Source organism: Cupriavidus laharis (assembly GCF_914271435.1).
GTDB lineage: Bacteria > Pseudomonadota > Gammaproteobacteria > Burkholderiales > Burkholderiaceae > Cupriavidus > Cupriavidus laharis.
Genome location: NZ_CAJZAI010000007.1, coordinates 88,065 through 108,979 on the forward strand (window position 1 = coordinate 88,065; position 20,915 = coordinate 108,979).

17 protein-coding genes are annotated in these 20,915 nt (G+C 63.4%); 7 read left to right on the top strand and 10 right to left on the bottom strand.

The features are described 5' to 3' along the window. Positions 1-129 precede the first annotated feature (129 nt). The 3 genes from LDO29_RS15650 to LDO29_RS15660 all read right to left on the bottom strand — a co-directional run bounded on the left by LDO29_RS15650 (position 130) and on the right by LDO29_RS15660 (position 3,434). The gene (locus LDO29_RS15650) at positions 130-1,332 is read right to left on the bottom strand and encodes a branched-chain amino acid ABC transporter substrate-binding protein (protein WP_224080708.1); all 1,203 of its coding nucleotides are present in this window, start codon (positions 1,330-1,332) and stop codon (positions 130-132) included. A 610-nt stretch (positions 1,333-1,942) separates the two neighbouring features. Beyond that, entirely contained in the window at positions 1,943-2,917 is a 975-nt protein-coding gene (ispH, locus tag LDO29_RS15655; protein WP_224080709.1) for a 4-hydroxy-3-methylbut-2-enyl diphosphate reductase, read from the bottom strand. A gap of 28 nt (positions 2,918-2,945) precedes the next feature. Further along, positions 2,946-3,434, bottom strand: coding sequence for an FKBP-type peptidyl-prolyl cis-trans isomerase (locus tag LDO29_RS15660; protein ID WP_224080710.1), 489 nt, complete (start codon positions 3,432-3,434; stop codon positions 2,946-2,948). Between the two features lie 147 nt (positions 3,435-3,581). On the opposite strand from LDO29_RS15660, the gene radC reads away from it, so the two are divergent. The 4 genes from radC (at position 3,582) to nadB (ending at position 6,659) form a co-directional block, all read left to right on the top strand. Then, complete coding sequence (radC, locus tag LDO29_RS15665) at positions 3,582-4,268, top strand: RadC family protein (protein WP_224080711.1); 687 nt, start codon at positions 3,582-3,584, stop codon at positions 4,266-4,268. 180 nt (positions 4,269-4,448) lie between these two features. Further along, positions 4,449-4,682, top strand: a complete 234-nt coding sequence (gene rpmB, locus LDO29_RS15670) for a 50S ribosomal protein L28 (protein ID WP_006575661.1) — start codon at positions 4,449-4,451, stop codon at positions 4,680-4,682. Between the two features lie 13 nt (positions 4,683-4,695). After that, a complete protein-coding gene (gene rpmG, locus LDO29_RS15675; RefSeq protein ID WP_010814980.1) occupies positions 4,696-4,866 on the top strand; it encodes a 50S ribosomal protein L33 in 171 nt (56 codons plus the stop codon). Between the two features lie 206 nt (positions 4,867-5,072). Next, the gene (gene nadB, locus LDO29_RS15680; protein ID WP_224080712.1) at positions 5,073-6,659 is read left to right on the top strand and encodes an L-aspartate oxidase; all 1,587 of its coding nucleotides are present in this window, start codon (positions 5,073-5,075) and stop codon (positions 6,657-6,659) included. A gap of 75 nt (positions 6,660-6,734) precedes the next feature. Here nadB and nadC read toward each other — a convergent pair whose 3' ends face one another. From nadC to purN, 6 genes are all read right to left on the bottom strand, one after another. Next, positions 6,735-7,598 (bottom strand): carboxylating nicotinate-nucleotide diphosphorylase, encoded by an 864-nt coding sequence (gene nadC / locus LDO29_RS15685; RefSeq protein WP_224080713.1) that lies wholly within the window; start codon positions 7,596-7,598, stop codon positions 6,735-6,737. Continuing rightward, complete coding sequence (gene nadA, locus LDO29_RS15690) at positions 7,595-8,749, bottom strand: quinolinate synthase NadA (protein ID WP_224080714.1); 1,155 nt, start codon at positions 8,747-8,749, stop codon at positions 7,595-7,597. The genes nadC and nadA overlap by 4 nt, the downstream gene beginning before the upstream one ends. Positions 8,750-8,875: 126 nt before the next feature. Further along, the gene (locus LDO29_RS15695; protein ID WP_224080715.1) at positions 8,876-10,066 is read right to left on the bottom strand and encodes a DesA family fatty acid desaturase; all 1,191 of its coding nucleotides are present in this window, start codon (positions 10,064-10,066) and stop codon (positions 8,876-8,878) included. Positions 10,067-10,428: 362 nt separating this feature from the next. Beyond that, complete coding sequence (locus tag LDO29_RS15700) at positions 10,429-11,805, bottom strand: mechanosensitive ion channel family protein (protein ID WP_224080716.1); 1,377 nt, start codon at positions 11,803-11,805, stop codon at positions 10,429-10,431. Between the two features lie 72 nt (positions 11,806-11,877). After that, positions 11,878-13,299, bottom strand: a complete 1,422-nt coding sequence (locus LDO29_RS15705; RefSeq protein WP_224080717.1) for an RsmB/NOP family class I SAM-dependent RNA methyltransferase — start codon at positions 13,297-13,299, stop codon at positions 11,878-11,880. Continuing rightward, positions 13,296-13,961 carry a phosphoribosylglycinamide formyltransferase gene (purN, locus tag LDO29_RS15710; protein ID WP_224080718.1) on the bottom strand — a complete coding sequence of 222 codons (666 nt, stop codon included), beginning with the start codon at positions 13,959-13,961 and terminating at the stop codon, positions 13,296-13,298. The genes LDO29_RS15705 and purN overlap by 4 nt, the downstream gene beginning before the upstream one ends. Before the next feature lie 237 nt (positions 13,962-14,198). On the opposite strand from purN, the gene LDO29_RS15715 reads away from it, so the two are divergent. After that, positions 14,199-14,858, top strand: a complete 660-nt coding sequence (locus LDO29_RS15715) for a response regulator (protein WP_224080719.1) — start codon at positions 14,199-14,201, stop codon at positions 14,856-14,858. A gap of 36 nt (positions 14,859-14,894) precedes the next feature. Here LDO29_RS15715 and LDO29_RS15720 read toward each other — a convergent pair whose 3' ends face one another. Then, a complete protein-coding gene (locus tag LDO29_RS15720) occupies positions 14,895-16,700 on the bottom strand; it encodes a hybrid sensor histidine kinase/response regulator (protein WP_449720081.1) in 1,806 nt (601 codons plus the stop codon). A gap of 1,353 nt (positions 16,701-18,053) precedes the next feature. Here LDO29_RS15720 and ltrA point away from each other — a divergent pair. Continuing rightward, entirely contained in the window at positions 18,054-19,754 is a 1,701-nt protein-coding gene (gene ltrA, locus LDO29_RS15725) for a group II intron reverse transcriptase/maturase (RefSeq protein WP_224080720.1), read from the top strand. A gap of 121 nt (positions 19,755-19,875) precedes the next feature. Further along, a complete protein-coding gene (locus tag LDO29_RS15730) occupies positions 19,876-20,883 on the top strand; it encodes a bifunctional riboflavin kinase/FAD synthetase (RefSeq protein WP_224080891.1) in 1,008 nt (335 codons plus the stop codon). Positions 20,884-20,915 lie beyond the last annotated feature (32 nt).

Sequence of the window (20,915 nt, forward strand, 5' to 3'; positions counted from 1 at the left end):
GGTTGGTTTGCTGGTAAGCGGCCTGCCCTGCTCCATCCATGGTAAGGATGCTTCTACATTAGGCGAGGCTAAAAAGAACGGCACCGCAAAATACTCACGGTGCCGTTCGGATGGGCCGGTAAGCCCGAATTACATCTTCACGACGTCGAGGACGGACTTCTTCTTGTCCTTGTACTCGTACAGCGTGATGGTGCCTTCCTTCATGTCGCCCTTCTCGTCGAAGGCGATGTTGCCGATCACGCCCTTGTAGTTGGTCTTGGGCATTTCCGCCAGGATGGCAGCCGGCTCGACCGAGTTGGCGCGCTTCATGGCGTCCACGATGACCATCACGGCGTCATACGTGAACGGTGCATAGATCTGCACCGGCGCGTTGAAGCGGGCTTCGTAGCGCTTCTGGAAGTCGGCGCCGTTCTCCATCTTCGACAGGGCCAGGCCTGCCTCCGAGCAGATGATGTTGGTGATCGCGTCGCCGGCCAGTTCGGCCACCTTGTCGGTGCACACGCCATCGCCGCCGACGATCTTGGCGCCGATGCCGAGTTCCTTGGCTTGCTTGGCGAACGGGCCACCGGTGGCGTCCATGCCGCCATACATGATGACGTCAGGCTTCTTGCCCTTGATCTTGGTCAGAATGGCCTTGAAGTCCGTGGCCTTGTCGTTGGTGGCTTCGCGCGCCACCACGTTCACGCCGGCCGCCTTGGCGGTCTTCTCGAACTCGTCGGCCAGGCCCTTGCCGTAGGCGGTGGCGTCGTCGACGATCGCCACGTTCTTGGCATGCAGCGTCTTGGCAGCGTAGTTGGCCAGCGCCGGACCCTGCTGGGCGTCGGTGGCGACCACGCGGTAGGTCGTCTTGAAGCCCTGCTTGGTGTAGTCGGGGTTGGTCGACGACGGGGAGATCTGCACGATGCCGGCATCGCTGTAGATCTTCGAGGCCGGGATCGAGGTGCCCGAGTTCAGGTGGCCGACCACGGCCACGACCTTGGCATCGACCAGCTTCTGGGCGACGGCGGTGCCGGTCTTCGGATCCGCAGCGTCGTCTTCGCCGACCAGTTCCAGCTTGATCTTCTTGCCGCCGATCTCGAGGCCGGTCTTGTTGACTTCTTCCACGGCAAGGCGGGCGCCGTTTTCGTTGTCCTTGCCAAGGTGGGCGATACCGCCGGTCAGCGGAGCCGCATGGCCGATCTTGACGACGACTTCACCGCCACCCGCGGCCGGGGCGGCCGCCGCCGGAGCCGATGCCGACGGTTCAGCCGGCTTTTCTTCTTTCTTGCCGCAAGCTGCAACGAGCGCCACTGCGGCCGCAATCGGCAGAATCTTGGCAAACGTGATTTGCATGAGTGATCTCCTGGGATTCACAAAACAGGGATTTGCGGCGCCTCCCGGACGCCTCCCTGAACCGCCTTTGTTTAGTTTCAATTTGAAACGCGCGCATTGTATCCCCTTTCTTCGGCGATGCAATACGCGACGCAACAACCTGAACGAATTACCCGCCAAATGAGCTAGGGAATTTCCCCAATGCACAGATTGGGGCAATTCCCGGTCATCTGGCGGCGCCGTCACCATCGCTTACAAGAACCGTGCCTGCTTCCTGTCTCCCATCGAAATATGCACGCCTGGTGCCACGCATAATCCATCTGTATTAATTAGGCGTTTCATTCCAAAACCCCTGCACCAATCTCTAATGTGCAGAATGTAGCGCCGCACCATAATAGGGAAAACCCCAGTCACGGGGATTACCCTTATTTGTCTGCTTGCGTCGACAGGTAAGTAATGGCCGCACCTTATCGGAGCATATTCCCCGTGGGATTGCGGAATTATCGTTGTGACGATAAAAGCATCCAACCTGTCATGGCGGAATGTCCGTACGCCCGCGCACGCAAAGTGCGGGAAGATCAGAAGCGAATACAGGAAAGGGGCGCCGCCGGACGCGGCGCCAGGAGACAGGTCAGGCGGTAACGCCGGCAGTCGGGGCGGCCTGCAGGCCGCGCGGAAGCGGGAAGGCCATGTTTTCCTCGATACCCGCCAGGGCGCGCACGTGGCGAGCGCCGAGTTCGCGCAGGCGCGCGACGATGGACTGGGCGAGTTCCTCGGGCGCCGAAGCCCCCGCGGTCAGGCCGATACGCCGCTTGCCGGCGACCCATTCCGGACGCACCTGCTCGGGCGCATCCACCATATAGGCCGGCACGCCAAGGCGCGCGGCCAGTTCGCGCAGCCGGTTCGAGTTGGAACTGTTGGGACTGCCCACCACGATTACCACCTCGACCTGGGGCGCCATGAACTTCACGGCATCCTGGCGGTTCTGCGTGGCATAGCAGATGTCCTGCTTCTTGGGCTCGCGGATCAGCGGGAAGCGCGCCTTGAGTGCGTCCACGATCTCGAGGGTCTCATCCACGGACAGCGTGGTCTGCGTCACGTACGCGAGGCGCGCCGGATCGGCCACCACCAGCCCGGCGACGTCCGCGACCGACTCGACCAGCAGCATGCCGCCTTCGGCCTGCCCCATCGTGCCCTCGACTTCCGGATGCCCGCGGTGGCCGATCATGATGATCTCGCAGCCCTCCGTACGCATCTTGCCCACCTCCACATGGACCTTGGTCACCAGCGGGCAGGTCGCGTCGAACACGTTGAGACCGCGCGCTGCGGCATCGGCACGGACCTCCTTGGACACCCCATGGGCACTGAAGATGACGGTAGCGCCAGCAGGCACCTCGTCCAGCTCGTGCACGAACACGGCGCCCTTGCGGCGCAGGTCGGCGACGACGTAAGCGTTATGGACGATCTCGTGGCGTACGTAGATCGGCGCCCCGAAGCGCGCCAGCGCGCGCTCGACGATCTCGATGGCGCGGTCGACGCCGGCGCAGAAGCCGCGCGGCTGCGCCATCAGGATCTCGGCATCGGGTGCGGTAGTCAGGTCAGGCATGCTGCAATGTCAGGACAGGGAAGCGCAATCAGAGGATCCCAATCAGCTGCACGTCGAACAGGATGGTCTGCCCGGCCAGCGGATGGTTGAAGTCGAACAGCGCCGCGGTGTCGCCGATCTCCTTGAGGACGCCCGCATACTTGCCGCCGCTGGGCGCGTTGAATTCCACCAGGTCGCCCGCGCTGTAGTCTTCCTCGAACGAGCTGTTCTCGCGCAGCGTGGCGAGCGATACCCACTGCAGCAGCTCCGGGTTGCGCGGGCCGAACGCCTGCTCGGGAGCCAGACGGTAAGTCATGCGCTCGCCCTCGGGCATGCCGAGCAGCGCCTGCTCCAGGGTCGGGGCGAGTTGCCCCTGGCCAAGCAGCAGCGTGGCAGGTTTTTCCTCGAACGTGCTGACGACTTCGGTGCCGTTTTCGAGAGAGATGCTGTAGTGCAGAGTCAGGAAGGAGTCGGCCCGGACCGTCTTGCGGCCAGCAGCACCGCCGTCGGCTTCCGACGCAAATGTTTGCAAATTCATGGGTGATCAACCGGTTAGCAACCCGTATTGTATTCGACTGGGCCACCTGCCGCCCTGCCTATCCACCCCTGCCCGGCCCAACCCCATCCGACTCGACCTAACCCCACGCGTCTCCAACCGACCTCCCCATCCCAAGACTCCCGAGACATGAGCATCGCAAACTGGCCCGCCTGCGAGCGGCCCCGAGAAAAACTGCAGGAATGTGGCGCCGCCGCGCTGTCAGACGCTGAACTGCTGGCGGTGTTCCTGCGCGTGGGCGCGACCGGCAAGAGCGCGGTGGAGCTGGCGCGCGACCTGATGGTGTGCTTCGGCTCGCTCACGCGCCTGTTCTCCGCCGATGCACGAGCCGTCCTGGGCATCAAGGGCATGGGTGAAGCCAAGTACACGCAGCTGCAGGCGGTGCCCGAACTGGCACGCCGCATGCTGGCTGAGTCGCTGCAAACGCCAAGCGGCCTCGATTCCCCCGCCGCAGTCCGCGGCTACCTGCGCCTGACGCTGGCTCCGCTCGCCCATGAGGTCTTTGTCTGCCTGTTCCTGGACACGCGCAACCGCATGATCGCGAGCGAGGAGCTGTTCCGCGGCACGCTGAACCAGACCGCCGTCTACCCGCGGGAAGTGGCGCGCCGGGCACTGGCGCACAATGCGGCCAGCGTCATCGTCGCGCACAACCACCCTTCCGGCTGTTGCACGCCGAGCCAGAGCGATGTACAGATGACCCGCATGCTGGCGCGCGCACTCGATCTGATCGACGTCCGGCTGCTGGACCACTTTGTCGTGGCGGGCACTCACGTCCACTCTTTCGCCGAACACGGACAATTGAAGACCGTCACGTGATGCGTACGGCACGGCGACATGGGTATACAACGCGAGAGCACCGAAAGCATTGATTCGCCGGTGGTTTCCAGTCTATAATGCACGTTTTGCTGAAGTCTCATCCGCTGCAGTCCGGGCCCGTGCGCCTTTTGTTGATCTGTTGCGAACATTGTCCACGAATAGAAGAGTTAGGAGTGCTTCATGGCACGCGTCTGTCAAGTGACCGGGAAAGCGCCGATGGTCGGCAACAACGTTTCCCACGCAAACAACAAGACCAAGCGCCGTTTTCTGCCCAACCTGCAGAATCGTCGTTTCTTTGTTGAATCGGAAAACCGCTGGGTGAGCCTGCGCGTCTCGAACGCCGGCCTGCGCCTGATCGACAAGAAAGGCATCGACTCCGTGCTCGCCGACCTGCGCGCACGTGGCGAAGTCTAATTAGGAGTACATCATGGCAAGCAAGGGCGGCCGCGACAAGATCAAGCTGGAATCGACCGCAGGTACCGGTCATTTCTACACCACCACCAAGAACAAGCGCACCATGCCGGAAAAGATGGAGATCATGAAGTTTGATCCCGTCGCCCGCAAGCACGTCGCTTACAAGGAAACCAAGATCAAGTAATTGATCCAGGTTTCAGCCAGAAGGCCCCGCAACTGCGGGGCTTTTTGTTTTTGTGGCTTCCACGCGGCTTGCAGCTGGTGCCACGGCCAACGGCAGTGCGATTGGCGCCTGCGCCTGCGATTGCACTGATGCATGAGGGCACACCCGGGTGTAGACTTTCCAGCTTTCCCCCAATGCCGCGCCGCCGCGCGGGCAACTCCTGCACCATGAACTTCGACGTCGCCATCGTAGGCAGCGGGCTGGCCGGTCTCACGGTCGCGCTGCAACTGGCCGACACCCACCGGGTTGTCATCCTCAGCAAGCGTGCCATGACACAAGGCGCAAGCGATTGGGCACAGGGCGGCATTGCCGCCGTGCTTGATTCGGGCGACAGCCATGACGAGCACACCCAGGACACGCTCGTGGCCGGTGCGGGCCTGTGCGATGAAGAGGCAACGCGCTTCATCGTCGAGCATGGGCGAGAGGCCATCCAGTGGCTGATCGACCGCGGCGTGCCGTTCACCAGGGACGAACAGGCCGAACTCGGCTATCACCTGACCCGCGAGGGCGGGCACAGCCGGCGCCGCATCATCCATGCCGCGGATGCGACCGGCCATGCCGTGGTCAGCACGCTGTCGGAGCAGGCCCGCCAGCATCCGAACATCACGATCCTCGAAGACCAGTTCGCGATCGACCTGATCACATCGCGCAAGCTCGGGCTGCCGGGAAACCGCTGCTATGGCTTGTACGTGCTCGACGACCGCACCGAAGAGGTGCGCACCATCACCGCGACGCACACGGTGCTGGCCGCCGGCGGGGCCGGCAAGGTCTATCTGTACACCACCAACCCCGACACGGCCACCGGCGACGGCATTGCCATGGCGTGGCGCGCCGGCTGCCGGGTGTCGAACATGGAATTCATCCAGTTCCACCCGACCTGCCTGTACCACCCGTATGCCAAGTCCTTCCTGATTTCGGAAGCCGTGCGCGGCGAAGGCGGGCTGCTGAAGCTGCCGGACGGCACCCGCTTCATGCCCGACCACGACGAACGCGCCGAACTGGCGCCACGCGACGTGGTGGCCCGGGCGATCGACTTCGAAATGAAGAAGCGCGGGCTGGATTGCGTGTACCTGGACATCACGCACCAGCCTGAGGCCTTCCTCAAGGAGCATTTCCCTACTATCCACGCGCGCTGCCTGGAACTGGGCATCGACATCGCGCGCGAGCCGATCCCCGTGGTACCGGCCGCGCACTACACGTGTGGCGGCGTGGTGACCGATACCGCGGGCCGCACCGATATCGGCAACCTCTACGCCGTGGGCGAAACCGCCTGCACAGGCCTGCACGGCGCCAACCGGCTGGCATCGAATTCCCTGCTCGAGTGCATGGTGATCGGCCGTGCTGCCGCCAACGACATTGCATGCCAGGACAAGGCCGGATTGCCGGACATCACGCTGCCTGCCTGGGATGAGAGCCGCGTCTCCGACGCCGACGAGGAAGTCGTGGTCTCCCATAACTGGGATGAACTGCGCCGCATGATGTGGAATTACGTCGGGATCGTGCGCACCAGCAAGCGGCTGGAACGCGCGCAGCACCGCATCAGCCTGCTGCGCGAGGAAATCGCCGAGTACTACGCCAATTTCCGCGTCACGCGCGATCTGCTGGAACTGCGCAACCTCGTGGAGGTCGCCTCGCTGATCGTCGACAGCGCCTATTCGCGCCACGAAAGCCGCGGGCTCCACTTCAGCCGCGACTACCCGGATACCCTGCCCAAGGCGCTGCCGACCGTGATGCAGCCCGCGCGCAAGCGGTAACGGGGGAATTCTGCAGGCATCCAAAGCAAACGGCCCGCGCGATGCGGGCCGTTTGTGTTTTCACGCTGGCAATGGTTAGCCGATGATCCGCAGCGAATAATCGGTGGCGCGCACGTCCTTGGTCAACGCCCCCACTGAGATGCGGTCCACGCCGGTCTCGGCAAAGGTGCGGATGGTCTCGGCATTGACGCCGCCCGATACCTCCAGCAGCGCGCGGCCGGCATTGGTGCGCACGGCGTCATGCATCATCGGCACGGTGAAGTTGTCGATCAGGACCGATGTCGCACCGGCCGCCAGCGCCTCTTCCAGCTCGGCCAGCGACTCCACCTCGATCTGGATCGGCGCATCGGCGCCGAGTGCCAGCGCGGCTTGCATCGCGGCCGTGATGCTGCCTGCCGCTGCGATATGGTTTTCCTTGATCAGGATGCCGTCGTAGAGCGCCAGCCGCTGGTTCTCGCCGCCACCTACCCTGACCGCGTACTTCTGCGCCAGCCGCAGGCCGGGCAGCGTCTTGCGGGTATCCAGCACGCGCGCACGCGTGCCGGCGATCAGGTCGGCATAGCGGCGCGTCGCCGTCGCCACGCCAGACAGCAGTTGCAGGAAATTCAGCGCCGGACGCTCCGCGGTCAGCAATGCGCGCGCCGGCCCGGTGATCTCACAGACGACCGAATCGGGCGCCATGCGGGCACCCTCTTCCTGCTTCCATGCCACCGCCAGCCGCTCGTCGACTGCCTTCATGCAGGCAGCGAACCACGGCTGACCGCACAGTACGGCCTGCTCGCGCACGATGACCCGCGCCAGCGCCGGCTTGTCCTCCGGCACCAGCAAGCCGGTCAGGTCGCCGCTGCCGACGTCCTCGGCAATCGCCGCCCTGACATTGGCTTCCAGCGCCGCCTTCAGCGCCGGACCATAGCTATCGAAAACGGGGTTCACACTCATGCCGGACCGATTCCCTGGAACAAGGCCTGTTCTTTCGCCAGATCAGCCGCGGGGCGGACATTGGCCTTCTGCTGCGCGGCGAAGTCGAGCATGCGGTTGATGCAGGTCACTGCCTGGCGGCCGGTGGCCGGATCCACGTGGATCTCGTTGCGGCCGGTTTCCAGCACTTCGGCCAGGTTCGACAGCGCGTTCATCGCCATCCATGGGCAGTGCGCGCAGCTCTTGCAGGTGGCGCTGTTGCCGGCGGTCGGGGCTTCAATGAAGTGCTTGCCCGGCGCCGCCATCCGCATCTTGTGCAGGATGCCGTTGTCGGTGGCGACGATGAATTCGGTTGCTTCCAGCTTCTGCGCGGCCTCGATCAGTTGCGAGGTCGAGCCGACCACATCGGCTTGCGCCACCACGTTTTCCGGCGATTCCGGGTGCACCAGGATCTTGGCCTTGGGGAATTCACGGCGCAGCAGGTCCAGCTCGATGCCCTTGAACTCGTCGTGCACCAGGCATGAACCCTGCCACAGCAGCATGTCGGCGCCGGTCTGCTTCTGGATATAGCTGCCGAGGTGCTTGTCCGGCGCCCACAGGATCTTCTTTCCCTGCTTGTGCAGGTGCTCGACGATCTTCAGGCCGATGCTGGAGGTCACCATCCAGTCCGCGCGCGCCTTCACGGCGGCGCTGGTATTGGCATAGACCACCACGGTGCGGTCCGGGTGCGCATCGCAGAAAGCGGTGAACTCGTCGGCCGGGCAACCCAGGTCAAGCGAGCAAGTCGCATCCAGGTCCGGCATCAGCACGGTCTTCTCCGGGCTGAGGATCTTGGCCGTCTCGCCCATGAAGCGCACGCCCGCCACTACCAGGGTCCTGGCCTCGTGGTCGCGGCCGAAGCGGGCCATTTCGAGGGAGTCAGAGACGCAGCCGCCGGTTTCCTCGGCCAGGTCCTGCAGGTCGGCGTCAACGTAATAGTGCGCCACCAGCACCGCGTTGCGTTCCTTCAGCAAGCGGCGGATACGCGCCTTCAGCGATTGCCGCTCGTCGGGCGACAACACCGGCGGCACCTTGGCCCAGGCATGGGCCACACAGCTGCCGCCAGTGACGTTTTCGGCATCCGCCAGGTTCGGCTTCTCGAACTCGACGGTCTTGATCGATTGTGGGGTCATCTCCGGTACTCCTCTAGACCTCCGCCAACAAGGGTGCGGCCGGCCAGAACATGGGGGAGTTTATCTAAAACAAAAGCCCCGCCATGGGCGGGGCTTTGTCAAACCATACGGCGCGGCCGAATTGTATCAGGCGTAGCGGCGCAGGCGCAGCGAGAAATCTTGCAGCGCCTGGATACCGCTGGCCTCGGCACGATGGCACCAGGCCTGCAGCTGCTGCAGCAACTGCTCGCGCGTCAGGTTCGAACGGCCCCAGATGGCGGCCAGTTCACGTCGCATCTCCACGAAGGTCTGCAGCGACTTGCTCTGCTCGACGATGCTGGCGAGTTGCTGGCGCTGCGGCGCGGCCAGCTTGGCCTCGTCGCGATGGAACCACTTCCGGGCCGGCTTGAGATTGCGGTAATCGGCAACACGGCCTTCCTTGAGCTGCTCCAGTTCTTGGCGGAACGCGCTCTTCACGGCCTTGGCGTAGCGCGCCATCACGTCATAGCGATTGGCGATGATGGCTTCCAGCGTGTTGTCGTCGACGGGACGCGCTTCGACGAGTCGAGCCTTGGGCGGCGTTTTCTTCACCTTGGCCAGGCCGACGGCCTGCATGGCGCGGATATAACCCCAACCCACATCGAACTCGTACCATTTGATCGAGAACTTGGCCGAAGTCGGGTAGGTGTGGTGGTTGTTGTGCAGCTCTTCACCACCAATGATCAAGCCCCACGGCGAGACATTGGTCGAAGCGTCTTCGCAATCGTAGTTGCGATAGCCCCACCAGTGGCCCAGGCCATTGATGATGCCGGCGGCGTGAATCGGGATCCACAGCATCTGCACAGCCCACACCGTCATGCCGATCACGCCGAACAGGGCCAGGTCGATGATCAGCATCAGCCCGACGCCCTGCCAGCCGAAGCGCGAGTACACATTGCGCTCGATCCAGTCGTTGGGGCAGCCATGGCCGAACTTGGCAATGGTTTCCTTGTTCTTGGCTTCAGCGCGATACAGCTCCGCGCCTTCCAGCAGCACCTTGCGGATGCCGCGGGTCTGCGGGCTGTGCGGATCGTCCTCGGTCTCGCACTTGGCGTGGTGCTTGCGGTGGATGGCAGTCCACTCGCGGGTGACCATGCCCGTGGTCAGCCACAGCCAGAAGCGGAAAAAATGCTGGGCAATCGGGTGCAGGTCGAGCGATCGGTGCGCCATGCAGCGATGCAGGAAGATGGTGACCCCCGCGATGGTGATATGCGTCATCACCAGCGTGTAGATCACGATCTCCCACCAGGACCAGTTGGCAAGGCCATTAGCGGCCCAGTCAAGAATAGTGTCGAACAAACTCTGTTCTCCGTCGGTTAAACAGGGGCTTTCCCTTGCGGCTGCCCCGGCGCCGTGCACAACGCGCAGAAAAAGGACTGCAAATCTACTGATTGCGATATGGTCTGGCGTCCGCCACGGACCCGCCAGCCGGTGGCGGGAACCCGTGGCGCGCAGTTCCGGCGCCGGCCATGGCAGGCGGGACAGGCACGAGCCGCTGCAATCTGGCGGCTGTCTGATGTAGGGGCGGGATGCTCGCAACCCGCGACAACCCGGCATTCTACCGGATCGCGCAAGCCTGAGTCATACGCTTTTTCCCGGAGTTTGACGAGGGGCCACACATTTTGTTCCCTTGTGCAGTCTTCGCCTGTTCCCTCAGGCAGTCATGCCGATGTCACCACTTTTTCAGGTGGCACGGAAGCAACATCGAGTTGCGGCGACTGCCCCGACGTACCGAGCACACGGACTTCCCGCTGCGGATAGGGGATGGAAATGCCATGCTCGCGCAGCGTGCGCCAGATCGCGCGGTTCATGGCCGACTGCACGCCAAGCTTGCCGTTCTGCGGATCGGCAATATAGACCGCCACCTCATATTCGATGCCGCTGTCGGCAAACATGACCAGGAATGCGGCTGGCGCCGGGTTCTCCAGCACCCGCGGCAGTTCACGCACGCATTCCGTGAGCAACAGGATCACGGTCTCGGGATCAGCGCCATAGTCGGCCTGCACGCGCGTTGCGACGCGGACATTGGTGTTCGAAAACGAGTGATTCTGCACCGATTGCGCAACCAACTGCTCGTTCGGCACCAGGGTCTCGCCATCGCCATTGCGTACCACGGTATAGCGCGTGCGGATCTGCGAAACGATGCCGGTGTACTTGTCCACCGTGATCTGGTCGCCGAGCTTGACTGAGCGATCGAGCAGGATGATGAACCCCGAAATGTAGTTGCTGGCAATCTTCTGCAGGCCAAGACCCAGGCCAACGCCCAGCGCACCCCCGAACACGGACAGTACTGTCAGGTCGATGCCCACGAGCGACAGGCTCAGCAGCAGCGACACAAGCAGCAGCAGCGCCTTCGAGATGCGGGTCAGTACGACCTTCAGGTTCACGTCGAGGCTGGCCGAGCGCATCAGGCGCTCTTCCAGCCAGGAACCGAACCACATCGCGACCAGCACGGTCAGCAGGATCCACACCACCGCCATCAGGATGTCGGCCAGGCTCACCTTCTGCTTGCCGAGCGAGAACCGCATGGTTTCCATCCATGCTGTCACGTCGAACAGCAGGCCCAGCACATAAAGCGCCATGGCCACCCAGACCAGCGTGGTCAGCACTTTTTCCACCAGGAGCAGCATGCCATGCAGCTGGCCGCTGCCGGACAGCACCCGGCGCAGGATGTAAAAGGTGAAGTAAAGCGAGGTAATACCGAACAGCGGCACCAGCGCCAGGCGCAGCACGCTGATTGCCATTACCGGCTCCAGCGCGAAGCGGGCCGTCATCACCAGCAGCCAGCCGAACAGCGGGAACATGGCCCGCTCCAGGCTGGCGGCGGCGAAACGCAACGAGAAGCTGGACGATGCGTAGCGATCCTCGAGCCGTTTGACGACCAAGCGCGCCAGCGGCCAGGCCGCCAGCAGGCAGCCGGCCAGCACGGCAAGCTGCCAGATGAAACCGGGCCCGCCCGCATCCCGGATCAGGTCGTCGAGCATCTTGCCAAACGTCGCGTGGGAGGCCGTCAGGTCGGCCAATGGGTTTCCGCTCATGGAGAATCTGCCTGGATACCCTGGAGCCGCACCGGCAGCCACGCGGAAAGCGCGATTGCCGGCGGGAGGGGATTACTGCGTACGCTCCAGCACCGCGGCAAAGAAGCCGTCAGTCTGGTGCTGATGAGGATACAGCGCGAACATGCCGCCTTCTGTCGGCAACGAAGGCACTTCGATCTTCTGCTCGGCCAGCACCTCTGCCGCCGGAACCAGGCGGAAATTCGGGTGGGAAGCAAGGAAATCGCGGACGATCGCCTCGTTTTCGGCCTCCAGCACGCTGCAGGTGGCGTAAACGACGCGCCCGCCGCCCTTGACCAGGCGTGCCGCCGCATCGAGGATCGCGCTCTGCTTGGCGGTCAGTTCCAGCACCGATTCCGGGTTCTGGCGCCACTTCAGGTCAGGGTTGCGCCGCAGCGTCCCGAGGCCGCTGCAGGGCGCATCGACGAGCACACGGTCGATCTTGCCAGCCAGCCGCTTGATCTTGGCGTCACGCTCGGAATCGATCAGCACCGGGTGCACATTCGACAGCCCGCTGCGCGCCAGGCGCGGCTTGAGATTGGCGAGCCGCTTTTCCGACACGTCGAACGCATAGAGGCGGCCGGTCGAACGCATGGCCACGCCGAGCGCCAGCGTCTTGCCGCCGGCACCCGCGCAGAAATCGACCACCATCTCGCCGCGCTTGGGCGCCACCAGACTGCACAGCAACTGGCTGCCCTCGTCCTGAACCTCCACCAGCCCATTCACGAACAGCGGCAGCTTGTTCAGCGCCGGCTTGCCGTGCATGCGGATACCAACGGGCGACATCGGCGTGGGCTCGGCACGCAGGCCCGCGGCCTCGAGTTCGGCCAATACCGCCTCTCTCGTGGTCTTGCCCAGGTTCACGCGCAGATCGAGCGGTGCTGGCCGCAGCCAGGCATCGCCAAGTGCGGAGGCGAAGGCTTCGCCGTGGTGCGCCACCAGGTCATCGAACAGCCATTCGGGCAAGTTGGCCCGCACGCGCGGCGACAGGCTGGCGCGCTCGATCGTGGTCAGGCGATCTAGCCATTCGGCCTCCTCGGGGTACAGGAAAGGCGTCAGCATATCGCGGCCGAGGGTCGCGGCGAGACCCAGCAGCGCCAGGCGGCGTGACGCCGAGCCGCTGCCGCTTTCGGCAAACTGGCCGAATTCCACGCGTCGGCGCAGTACCGCGTAGATTGCCTCGGCAATGATGCCGCGCTCGCGATGTCCGAGCTTGCTGTTCTCGCGGAAATAATGGCTCACCACGGCGTCGGCCGGTCGGGCAAACAACATGACTTTGCCGAGCAGCCGGTCGATATGCTGGATATGCGACGCGTGAAGCCCACCCGGCCCACGCACCTGCTGGCCATCCGCACCCGGGCCGCCATGCGCCGGGCGTGCCCCTGCCGGCTTGCGGATAGGACTCGACTTGCGGGTCCGCGAGGGTTGGCGGGAATCCTTGGACGCCGGACGCGCCCCTGCCTGATGACGACTCATGGCTTTGCTCCTACCGCCGGCACGCCGGCGGAGATGGCCATAAGCAGTTGCGGCTCGGCCGGATTGACGTGTACGACCCCGCTCTGCACCTGCAGGCGCCCTTCGACGAACCACTGCACGGCGCGGGGATAAATCACATGCTCGCAATCGAGCAGGCGTGCGGCAAGGCTCTCTGGCGTATCGACAGGCAATACATCGAGAGCCGCCTGAATCACAATGGGGCCGTGATCGAGTTCAGGCGTAACGAAATGCACGGTGGCACCATGCAGCTTCACGCCGGCGTCGAGCGCCTGCTTGTGGGTATTCAGACCTGGGAAGCACGGCAGCAAAGACGGATGGATATTGAGCAACCGGCCGGCATAGCGGTCGACGAAACCCGTGGTCAGGATGCGCATGAAGCCGGCAAGCACGACCAGGTCCGGCTCGTAGCTATCGATCGCCTCGGCCAGCGCCGCGTCGAAGCTGGTGCGATCGGGATACTGGCGGTGATCGACCACGCTGGTGGCAATACCGTGGGCCTGTGCGAATTGCAGTCCGGCGGCATCCGGCCGGTTCGAGATGACCGCGGCGATGCGCGCCGGCCAGCCGCCGGCCGCGCAGGCCTGGACGATGGCTTCCATATTGGAGCCCCGCCCTGAAATCAGGATGACGATTTTTTTCATCGCGCAATTCTACCAAGCGGAGACGCTAAACTTCGCCAAAGCTAATACATTAGGCACTTAATTCACGATAATCGGAGGCAGGACGTGCAACCGACATGCGACAGCCGGGCCGTAAACCCCCGTTTGATGGATTGTGACGCTTCGCACCCTCTGCTAGAGTGGGCCCTACGTCCACGCTCCAGTTTTGTGCATGCTGGTGACAACAAGGGCGAAACGGGAAATTAGACGGGAATTAGCATGTCGAACGCTGCACCGACGTTGTTGGTCGTCGATGATCATCCTATGGCCTTGTCAGGCACTACCGCATTCCTGACGGAGGTGATGCCTGATGTTGCCGTCCATGCCGCCGGCAGCGCCAGGGAAGCGCTGACCAGCCTGCAGCAAGGCCTGCGCCCGGATATCGTGCTGCTCGACATCTGGCTGAACGATGGCACTGGCTTCGATGCCATGCAGACGTTCAAGACGGTCATCCCGGGCGCCCGCTTCATCTTCATGTCGGCCGAAGCCACGCCCGAAATCGTCGGGCGCGCCCGCGCCCTGTCGGCCTGCGGCTTCGTGGGCAAGCACCTGGACGCCCACGCATTTACCGCCGCCGTGCGCAGGGTACTGGCCGGCGATACCTCGTTTCCGACCGATGAAGCCCTCAGCGGGCGAGCCCAGTCATTCGGGCCGGCGCACGGCATCCCTGTCACGCCAGCGGAACTTGGCCTGACGCCGCGCCAGGGGTCCGTGCTCGCGCTGGTGCTCGAAGGCCTGCCCAACAAGGTCATTGCACGCAGGCTCGGGCTGACCGAGAACACCGTGAAGGAACACGTCTCGGCTATCCTGCAGCGGCTCGGAGTCCGGACGCGCATGCAGGTCATGTCGCGCATGGAGCGCTTCCGCCTGCGCCAGTAAGGCCACACCGCTGGCCACACCGGCCAAGCTGCTCCGTCAGGCCGCAGGGCGCAGCCAGCGGCGCAGCAGCAAGCGCAGCGACGCCGGGTCCACCGGCTTCGGCAACACGAAATATCCCGCCTCTTCCGCTGCCGCCAGCGCAGCGGATTTCAGGTCTCCGGTCAGCAGCGCACTGCGCGCCTGCGGCTGGGTGTTCTGCCAGCGCTCCAGCAGGTCCAGGCCGTTTTCGCTGCCCGGCAGCCGCAGGTCACAGAAGATGATGTCCGGCCGCAAGCCCTTGGCAAACAGCTTGTCCGCTTCCGCGCCATGCGCGGCGCAAGCGACGCGAATGCCCCAAGCCTCCATCAGCGCGATCCAGGCCTTGCGGATCTGGCTATCGTCATCGACCACGAGCACCGTGCCTTGCAGCTTGTCAGGCTTGGACTCTTCCGCCGCGGCCACGGCACGCATCTCGCGCACACTGGCAACCGTCTCCGCCGGCACCGGAGCGAGCGCGAACCAGAATACCGAGCCCTTGCCCGGAACCGAACGCACGCCGTACGTGCCGCGCATCAGGCGCACGCACTCCTTGAAGATGGCCAGCCCCAAGCCCAGGCCCTGAGACGGGTCGCGCTGGGGGTTGTGGACCTGGTAGTACGGCGAAAAGATGTCCGGCAAGTGATCCGGCAAGATGCCGGCCCCCGTGTCCCATACTTCGAGCCGCACGTGCTTGCGGCGCTGGCGCGCCGTGACCAGCACGCCGCCGCGCCTGGTATAGCGCAATGCGTTCTGCACCAGGTTGAACAGCGCGCGGCGCAGCAGCACGGGCTCGGCCATCGCGTAAAGCTCGTCGGGGACGCGCGGGGTCAGCGTCAGACCGCTTTCGCGCGCATCCGCCGCAAACTGGCTCATCACGTCGCGGATCAGCGCGCTCAGCTCGCACGGCTCCAGCGTGGGCAGGACCTTGCGCCCTTCCAGCTTGGACAGGTCCAGCAAAGAGCGGAACAGCAGGTCAATGGTCTGTGTGCCTGCCGCTACCTGCTCCACGAGCGGATGCAGCACCGTGGACTGGTTGCGCGCGCGCAGCGCCTCCACCAGCATCACCAGCGCGTGCACCGGCTGCCGCAGGTCGTGGCTGGCCGCGGCCAGGAAGCGCGATTTCTCCTCGCTGGCGTGCAGCGCGCGCTCCTTCTCCTCCTCGAACCGCTTGGCCAGGCGGCGGCTGTCGCCTTCGAGCTGGATCGCCCTCACCAGCGTGCCCTGCAGGCCGAGCGCATGACGGCCCAGCATCAATGCGTAGATGATCAGCAGCAACTGCACGTAGATGCCATGGCCGGGGAACGCGATTTCGGCCATCAGCAGGTTCGGCAACAGGATTGGCACGCCGGCATATGCCAGGTTCGACGGCACGGGCGCCTGAGATACCGCGCCGCCGGCCAGTACGCCGACGCTGAGCAGGTAAAGCACGCTCGAGAACACCGCAGAGCCCGTGTACATGTGGAGCAGCGCCGAGCTGCCCCAGGTCAGCCCGGTCAGGAAGGCCACGCCACGCATATGGTTCCACCACTTGCGCGTGTGCGCGGAACGGCTCATGGAAGCGCCATCGCGCTGGTAACCCTGGTAGAACCACACCCCGCCGGCGGCCAGCACCAGCATCGCCGCGCCCCAGCCCAGCAGCGCGGCATGGTCGGCCGAATTCCAGAACGCGAGGATGGTCAGGGCCGGCAGCAGGACTGCCGCCACCGTGCCCGACGGCGAAGCCTTGTGGACAATGGCCATCAGCTTGGCGCGCGTCTCGATATCGAGCTGGGCGCGGGGAGGCGGCAGGATTCGCGGCAACAGCCGGTTAAGCAGCGCGTTCAAGTGAAGAATGTGCGGACCGAAACTTGGAGGCGCCGGCAGCCGATGCCCCGCGCCCGTCTGGAGTGGCGCATATCATGCCGCCTTTTGCCGCATCGTGCCACGGCGACAGGCCGGTTGCACCACAAAAACAGTGATACGGGCGGGCCCGCGGGCGCCCGGAAGGGGCAATCGGACCCATTCGCCTTATAATGCTCGCTTTAGTGCGACACGCACCCTCGTGTCCGGATAGCTCCAACGTAAGGAGCATCGACCCTGTTGGGACAAGGAGAAGGCTTCGGCCTGACCCGTCCAATCCCAACCATTGCTTGCTTAGACAAACCCGGCCGACCAGCTAGGGGGAGTCCGATGTGCTGTGGGAAAGCCGGAACACTGGCTGACCTGCGGCTTGCTTTTTTGCTGGATGGATTTCCAGCCATTGCCCAAGGGCGGGGACGCTCGCCTTTGGGCGAGTTTCTCTGTAAACGCCTCTCTTCGGAGGGGGCGGGTGATTGCGCAGCGGTACTTTAGTTGCGTAATCGCTACATAGCATTCAAACCGATCCGTATGGATCGGCGCTACGTCCTTTGGGGCGGAGGCCCGCGCTCGCAAGAGCCCGACGCCGACGTCAAGCGCTCGCCTGGATGGGAGCACGCGAGCAAGAAGTGAGGTCCCGGAGCGTCAGCTCCGCGCGTTATGGTTCAGTCAAGCACGCCCGCGAGGACGCCTTGATAGAGAACCTGCTATGCGATTAGCAGTAGCCTAGGGGGACATGCGTCACTGGCAACGGTGGGGTGTGAAGCTTCCCTGACAATGTAGCCCCCGCAAGGGTGCCCGTGGATTGTGAGATTCGCGGGTAGAAGACCGAAGCAGCATCGGTTGAGGAGCTAGGCTGGCTGGTATGGGTAACACATGTGAACTGCTGATAAACGTCGTAAGCATTGCAGTGCCAAAGCTGATGATAGGCACTAACCAAAAGGTACGTGGTCGGATACTCCGCTTAAAGCTCGGAGTACATCGCCTTCAGACCACCGGCGAAGAGGCAGGCCCTAACCCAGTCGTGTAACGCGTGGGGAACGTGGTAAGCCCGTATAGCTGCCCGAGTGCTGTTTGGCTCAGGCAGGCGAACCGCAAGGAACGCTGTTGGCTGTGCGGGTATGGGAGGTTGGAAAAAGCGAATGCCGGGCTGTAACGGTCCGGATAGGGGTTGAAACATCATCCCACGCGAAAGCGGGCAGACTTCCAACTGGTCTACTCGTCGCAAGACGACTGACTGAACTCGCTTGTTTAACTTTTCTTCCCTTGTGGGACAACATGTCCCACAAGGGGCATGTTGTCTTTCGATGTTGGGGAAGATCCTCAAGATAGGAGGGCAGCATGGAAGCATTGATCCGTGAGGATGAATCTGCGCCTTCCGGCGTACCAGAGAGATGGGGCGACATTGACTGGCGCCGCGTCGACCGGAACGTTCGGGTAATGCAGATTCGAATTGCGAAGGCAACACAGGAAGGGGACTGGCGCAGGGTGAAAGCCTTGCAAAGGTCCCTGACCCGCTCGTGGTCCGCCAAGGCATCGGCGGTGCGGCGAGTGGCGATGAACCAAGGTGCGCGGACGGCAGGAGTCGATCGCGTCGAGTGGGAAACGCCTGAAGACCGATGGGAAGCCATCGGGAGGTTGAAGCACCGGGGGTATCGACCGCTGCCGTTGAAGCGTGTCTACATCCCCAAGTCAAATGGGAAGAAGCGCCCTCTGGGCATTCCGACCATGCACGACCGAGCCATGCAAGCGCTGTATCTGCTGGCGCTGGAGCCGGTGTCCGAAGGGACGAGCGATCCGAACTCTTATGGGTTTCGGATCAATCGCTCCACTCACGATGCCATGTCCCAGCTCTTCGCGTCCCTGTCCAAGCGAGCTTCGGCTCAATGGGTGCTGGAAGCGGATATCAAAGGGTGTTTTGACCATATCAGCCACAACTGGCTGGAGCGCAATGTCCCAATGGACAAAGCAATCCTTCGGAAGTGGTTGAAAGCTGGCGTGGTTTTTCAGGGCCAGTTTCAGGCGACCGACGCCGGAACACCACAGGGAGGCATCATTTCCCCGACTCTGGCAAACGTGGCACTGAACGGATTGGAGCGACAACTGGATGCGTCCCTACGGGCGAAATTCGGCGTCGTGAAATCCAACAAGCTGAAAGTGAATGTAGTGCGCTATGCGGACGACTTCGTGATCACCGGCAATACGCCGGAGGTGTTAGAAAATGAAGTGAAGCCGTGGGTGGAGAAGTTCCTGGCAGTACGGGGGCTGACACTATCGACGGAGAAAACGCGGATCGTCAACATCGCCGACGGCTTTGACTTTCTAGGGTGGAATTTCCGGAAGTACTCGGGAAAGCTGCTCATCAAGCCGAGCAAGAAGAACGTGCAAGCGTTCTACCGCAAAGTGAAGGAAGTCATCAGTGTCAAGAAAACGGCAAAGCAGGATGATCTGATCAGACTGCTGAATCCGATGCTAAGAGGGTGGGCGCAGTATCATCGCCCGGTGGTAGCAACGGCGGCGTTCACCAAGATGGAGCACCAGATCTTCTGTGCTTTGTGGAGGTGGGCAAAACGGCGACATCGAGGGAAGAATGCCGAGTGGGTGCGGAAGAAATACTTCGCCACCATAGAGGCTCGGAACTGGGTGTTTGGAACCACGACTGTGGATAAGAAGGGCAATCCTTTCTGGCTGGAGCTGTATTCGCTTGCGAGTACGCAGATAAGGAGGCACAAGAAGGTTCGGGCGGACTACCATCCGTTTGACCCAGCGCAGGAGATGTATGGCGAGAAATTGCGACAGGCACGCATGTCCGACGACATGTCACACCGCAAGCAATGGATCAAGCTGTATATGTCCCAGCGGGGCTTGTGTGCGGTGTGTCAGAGCAAGATAACCAAAGAGACTGGATGGGATGACCATCACCTCGTGCCGCGCGTTCTTGGCGGCTCCGATGCTCTAGGAAATCGAGTGCTGGTGCATCCCGGTTGTCATGTTCAAGTCCATCACTACGGCAGAATCGCTGTAAAGCCGGTACTTGATTGACTCATTTACTTTGAGAGGCTTGAGCCGTATGCGGGGAAACTCGCACGTACGGTTCTTAGGGGGGAGCATCACCAGAAATGGTATGCTCCTACCCTACCCCGAAACATTTCCCGCCGTCCCCGTGAAAGTCTTCCGCGGCCTGCCCAACGCCGAGAGCCGCGCGCCCTGCGCGCTTACCATCGGCAATTTCGACGGTGTGCATCGCGGCCACCAGTCGCTGCTTGCGCGCGCGCGCGCGGCGGCCGACGCGCGCGGCCTGCCGCTGTGCGTGATGACGTTCGAGCCGCATCCGCGCGAGTTCTTCACGCCGGACAAGGCGCCGACCCGCATCGCCCTGCTGCGCGACAAGCTCGAGAGCCTGCGCCGCAATGGCGTCGACCGCGTAGTGGTGGAGCACTTCAACGCCCACTTCGCCGGCCAGTCGCCACAGGCATTTGTCGAGAACGTGCTGTGGCACGGCCTGCACGCGCGCTGGGTGCTGGTCGGTGACGATTTCCGCTTCGGCGCCAAACGCGCCGGCGATTTTGCCTACCTGCAGGACGCGGGCCAGCGTTTCGGTTTCGACGTCGAGCAGATGGGCTCGGTGTCCGAAGGCGGCATCCGCATCTCCAGCTCGGCCGTGCGCCAGGCGCTCGCCGATGGCGACCTCGAACATGCGCGCCGCCTGCTCGGCCATGGCTATGCGATCAGCGGCCATGTGATCCACGGCCGCAAGCTGGGCCGCGACCTGGGCTTTCCGACGCTGAACCTGCGCATCTCGCACAAGCGTCCGGCGGTCAACGGCATCTTCGTCGTGCAGGTGCACGGCATTGCCGATCATCCGCTGCCGGGCGTGGCCAGCATCGGCGTGCGCCCGACCATCGAGGACGCCGGCCGCGTGCTGCTGGAAGTCCACCTGTTCGACGTCAACGAGAACCTGTACGGCAAGCTGATCCGGGTGGAGTTCATGAAGAAGCTGCGCGATGAGGCGCGCTTCGACAACCTGGAAGACCTGACCGCGGCCATCGCCAAGGACAGCGCCGACGCGCGCGCCTTCTTCGGCCTGACCGCGCCGGACGCCCCGACCGGCCAGGCCGAGGGCGCTGGCGGCCGCGACTTCGCCACCTCCGCCACCGACCGAATTAGCTAGCGGCCCGGCACCCCGGGGTGCCGGTTCGCGCT

What these genes read in the sequence shown, in the direction of transcription:
- LDO29_RS15650 (WP_224080708.1), bottom strand. Translation starts at nt 1,332, where the DNA reads ATGCAAATCACGTTTGCCAAGATTCTGCCGATTGCGGCCGCAGTGGCG.
- ispH (WP_224080709.1), bottom strand. Translation starts at nt 2,917, where the DNA reads ATGCCTGACCTGACTACCGCACCCGATGCCGAGATCCTGATGGCGCAG.
- LDO29_RS15660 (WP_224080710.1), bottom strand. Translation starts at nt 3,434, where the DNA reads ATGAATTTGCAAACATTTGCGTCGGAAGCCGACGGCGGTGCTGCTGGC.
- radC (WP_224080711.1), top strand. Translation starts at nt 3,582, where the DNA reads ATGAGCATCGCAAACTGGCCCGCCTGCGAGCGGCCCCGAGAAAAACTG.
- rpmB (WP_006575661.1), top strand. Translation starts at nt 4,449, where the DNA reads ATGGCACGCGTCTGTCAAGTGACCGGGAAAGCGCCGATGGTCGGCAAC.
- rpmG (WP_010814980.1), top strand. Translation starts at nt 4,696, where the DNA reads ATGGCAAGCAAGGGCGGCCGCGACAAGATCAAGCTGGAATCGACCGCA.
- nadB (WP_224080712.1), top strand. Translation starts at nt 5,073, where the DNA reads ATGAACTTCGACGTCGCCATCGTAGGCAGCGGGCTGGCCGGTCTCACG.
- nadC (WP_224080713.1), bottom strand. Translation starts at nt 7,598, where the DNA reads ATGAGTGTGAACCCCGTTTTCGATAGCTATGGTCCGGCGCTGAAGGCG.
- nadA (WP_224080714.1), bottom strand. Translation starts at nt 8,749, where the DNA reads ATGACCCCACAATCGATCAAGACCGTCGAGTTCGAGAAGCCGAACCTG.
- LDO29_RS15700 (WP_224080716.1), bottom strand. Translation starts at nt 11,805, where the DNA reads ATGAGCGGAAACCCATTGGCCGACCTGACGGCCTCCCACGCGACGTTT.
- LDO29_RS15705 (WP_224080717.1), bottom strand. Translation starts at nt 13,299, where the DNA reads ATGAGTCGTCATCAGGCAGGGGCGCGTCCGGCGTCCAAGGATTCCCGC.
- purN (WP_224080718.1), bottom strand. Translation starts at nt 13,961, where the DNA reads ATGAAAAAAATCGTCATCCTGATTTCAGGGCGGGGCTCCAATATGGAA.
- LDO29_RS15715 (WP_224080719.1), top strand. Translation starts at nt 14,199, where the DNA reads ATGTCGAACGCTGCACCGACGTTGTTGGTCGTCGATGATCATCCTATG.
- ltrA (WP_224080720.1), top strand. Translation starts at nt 18,054, where the DNA reads ATGGAAGCATTGATCCGTGAGGATGAATCTGCGCCTTCCGGCGTACCA.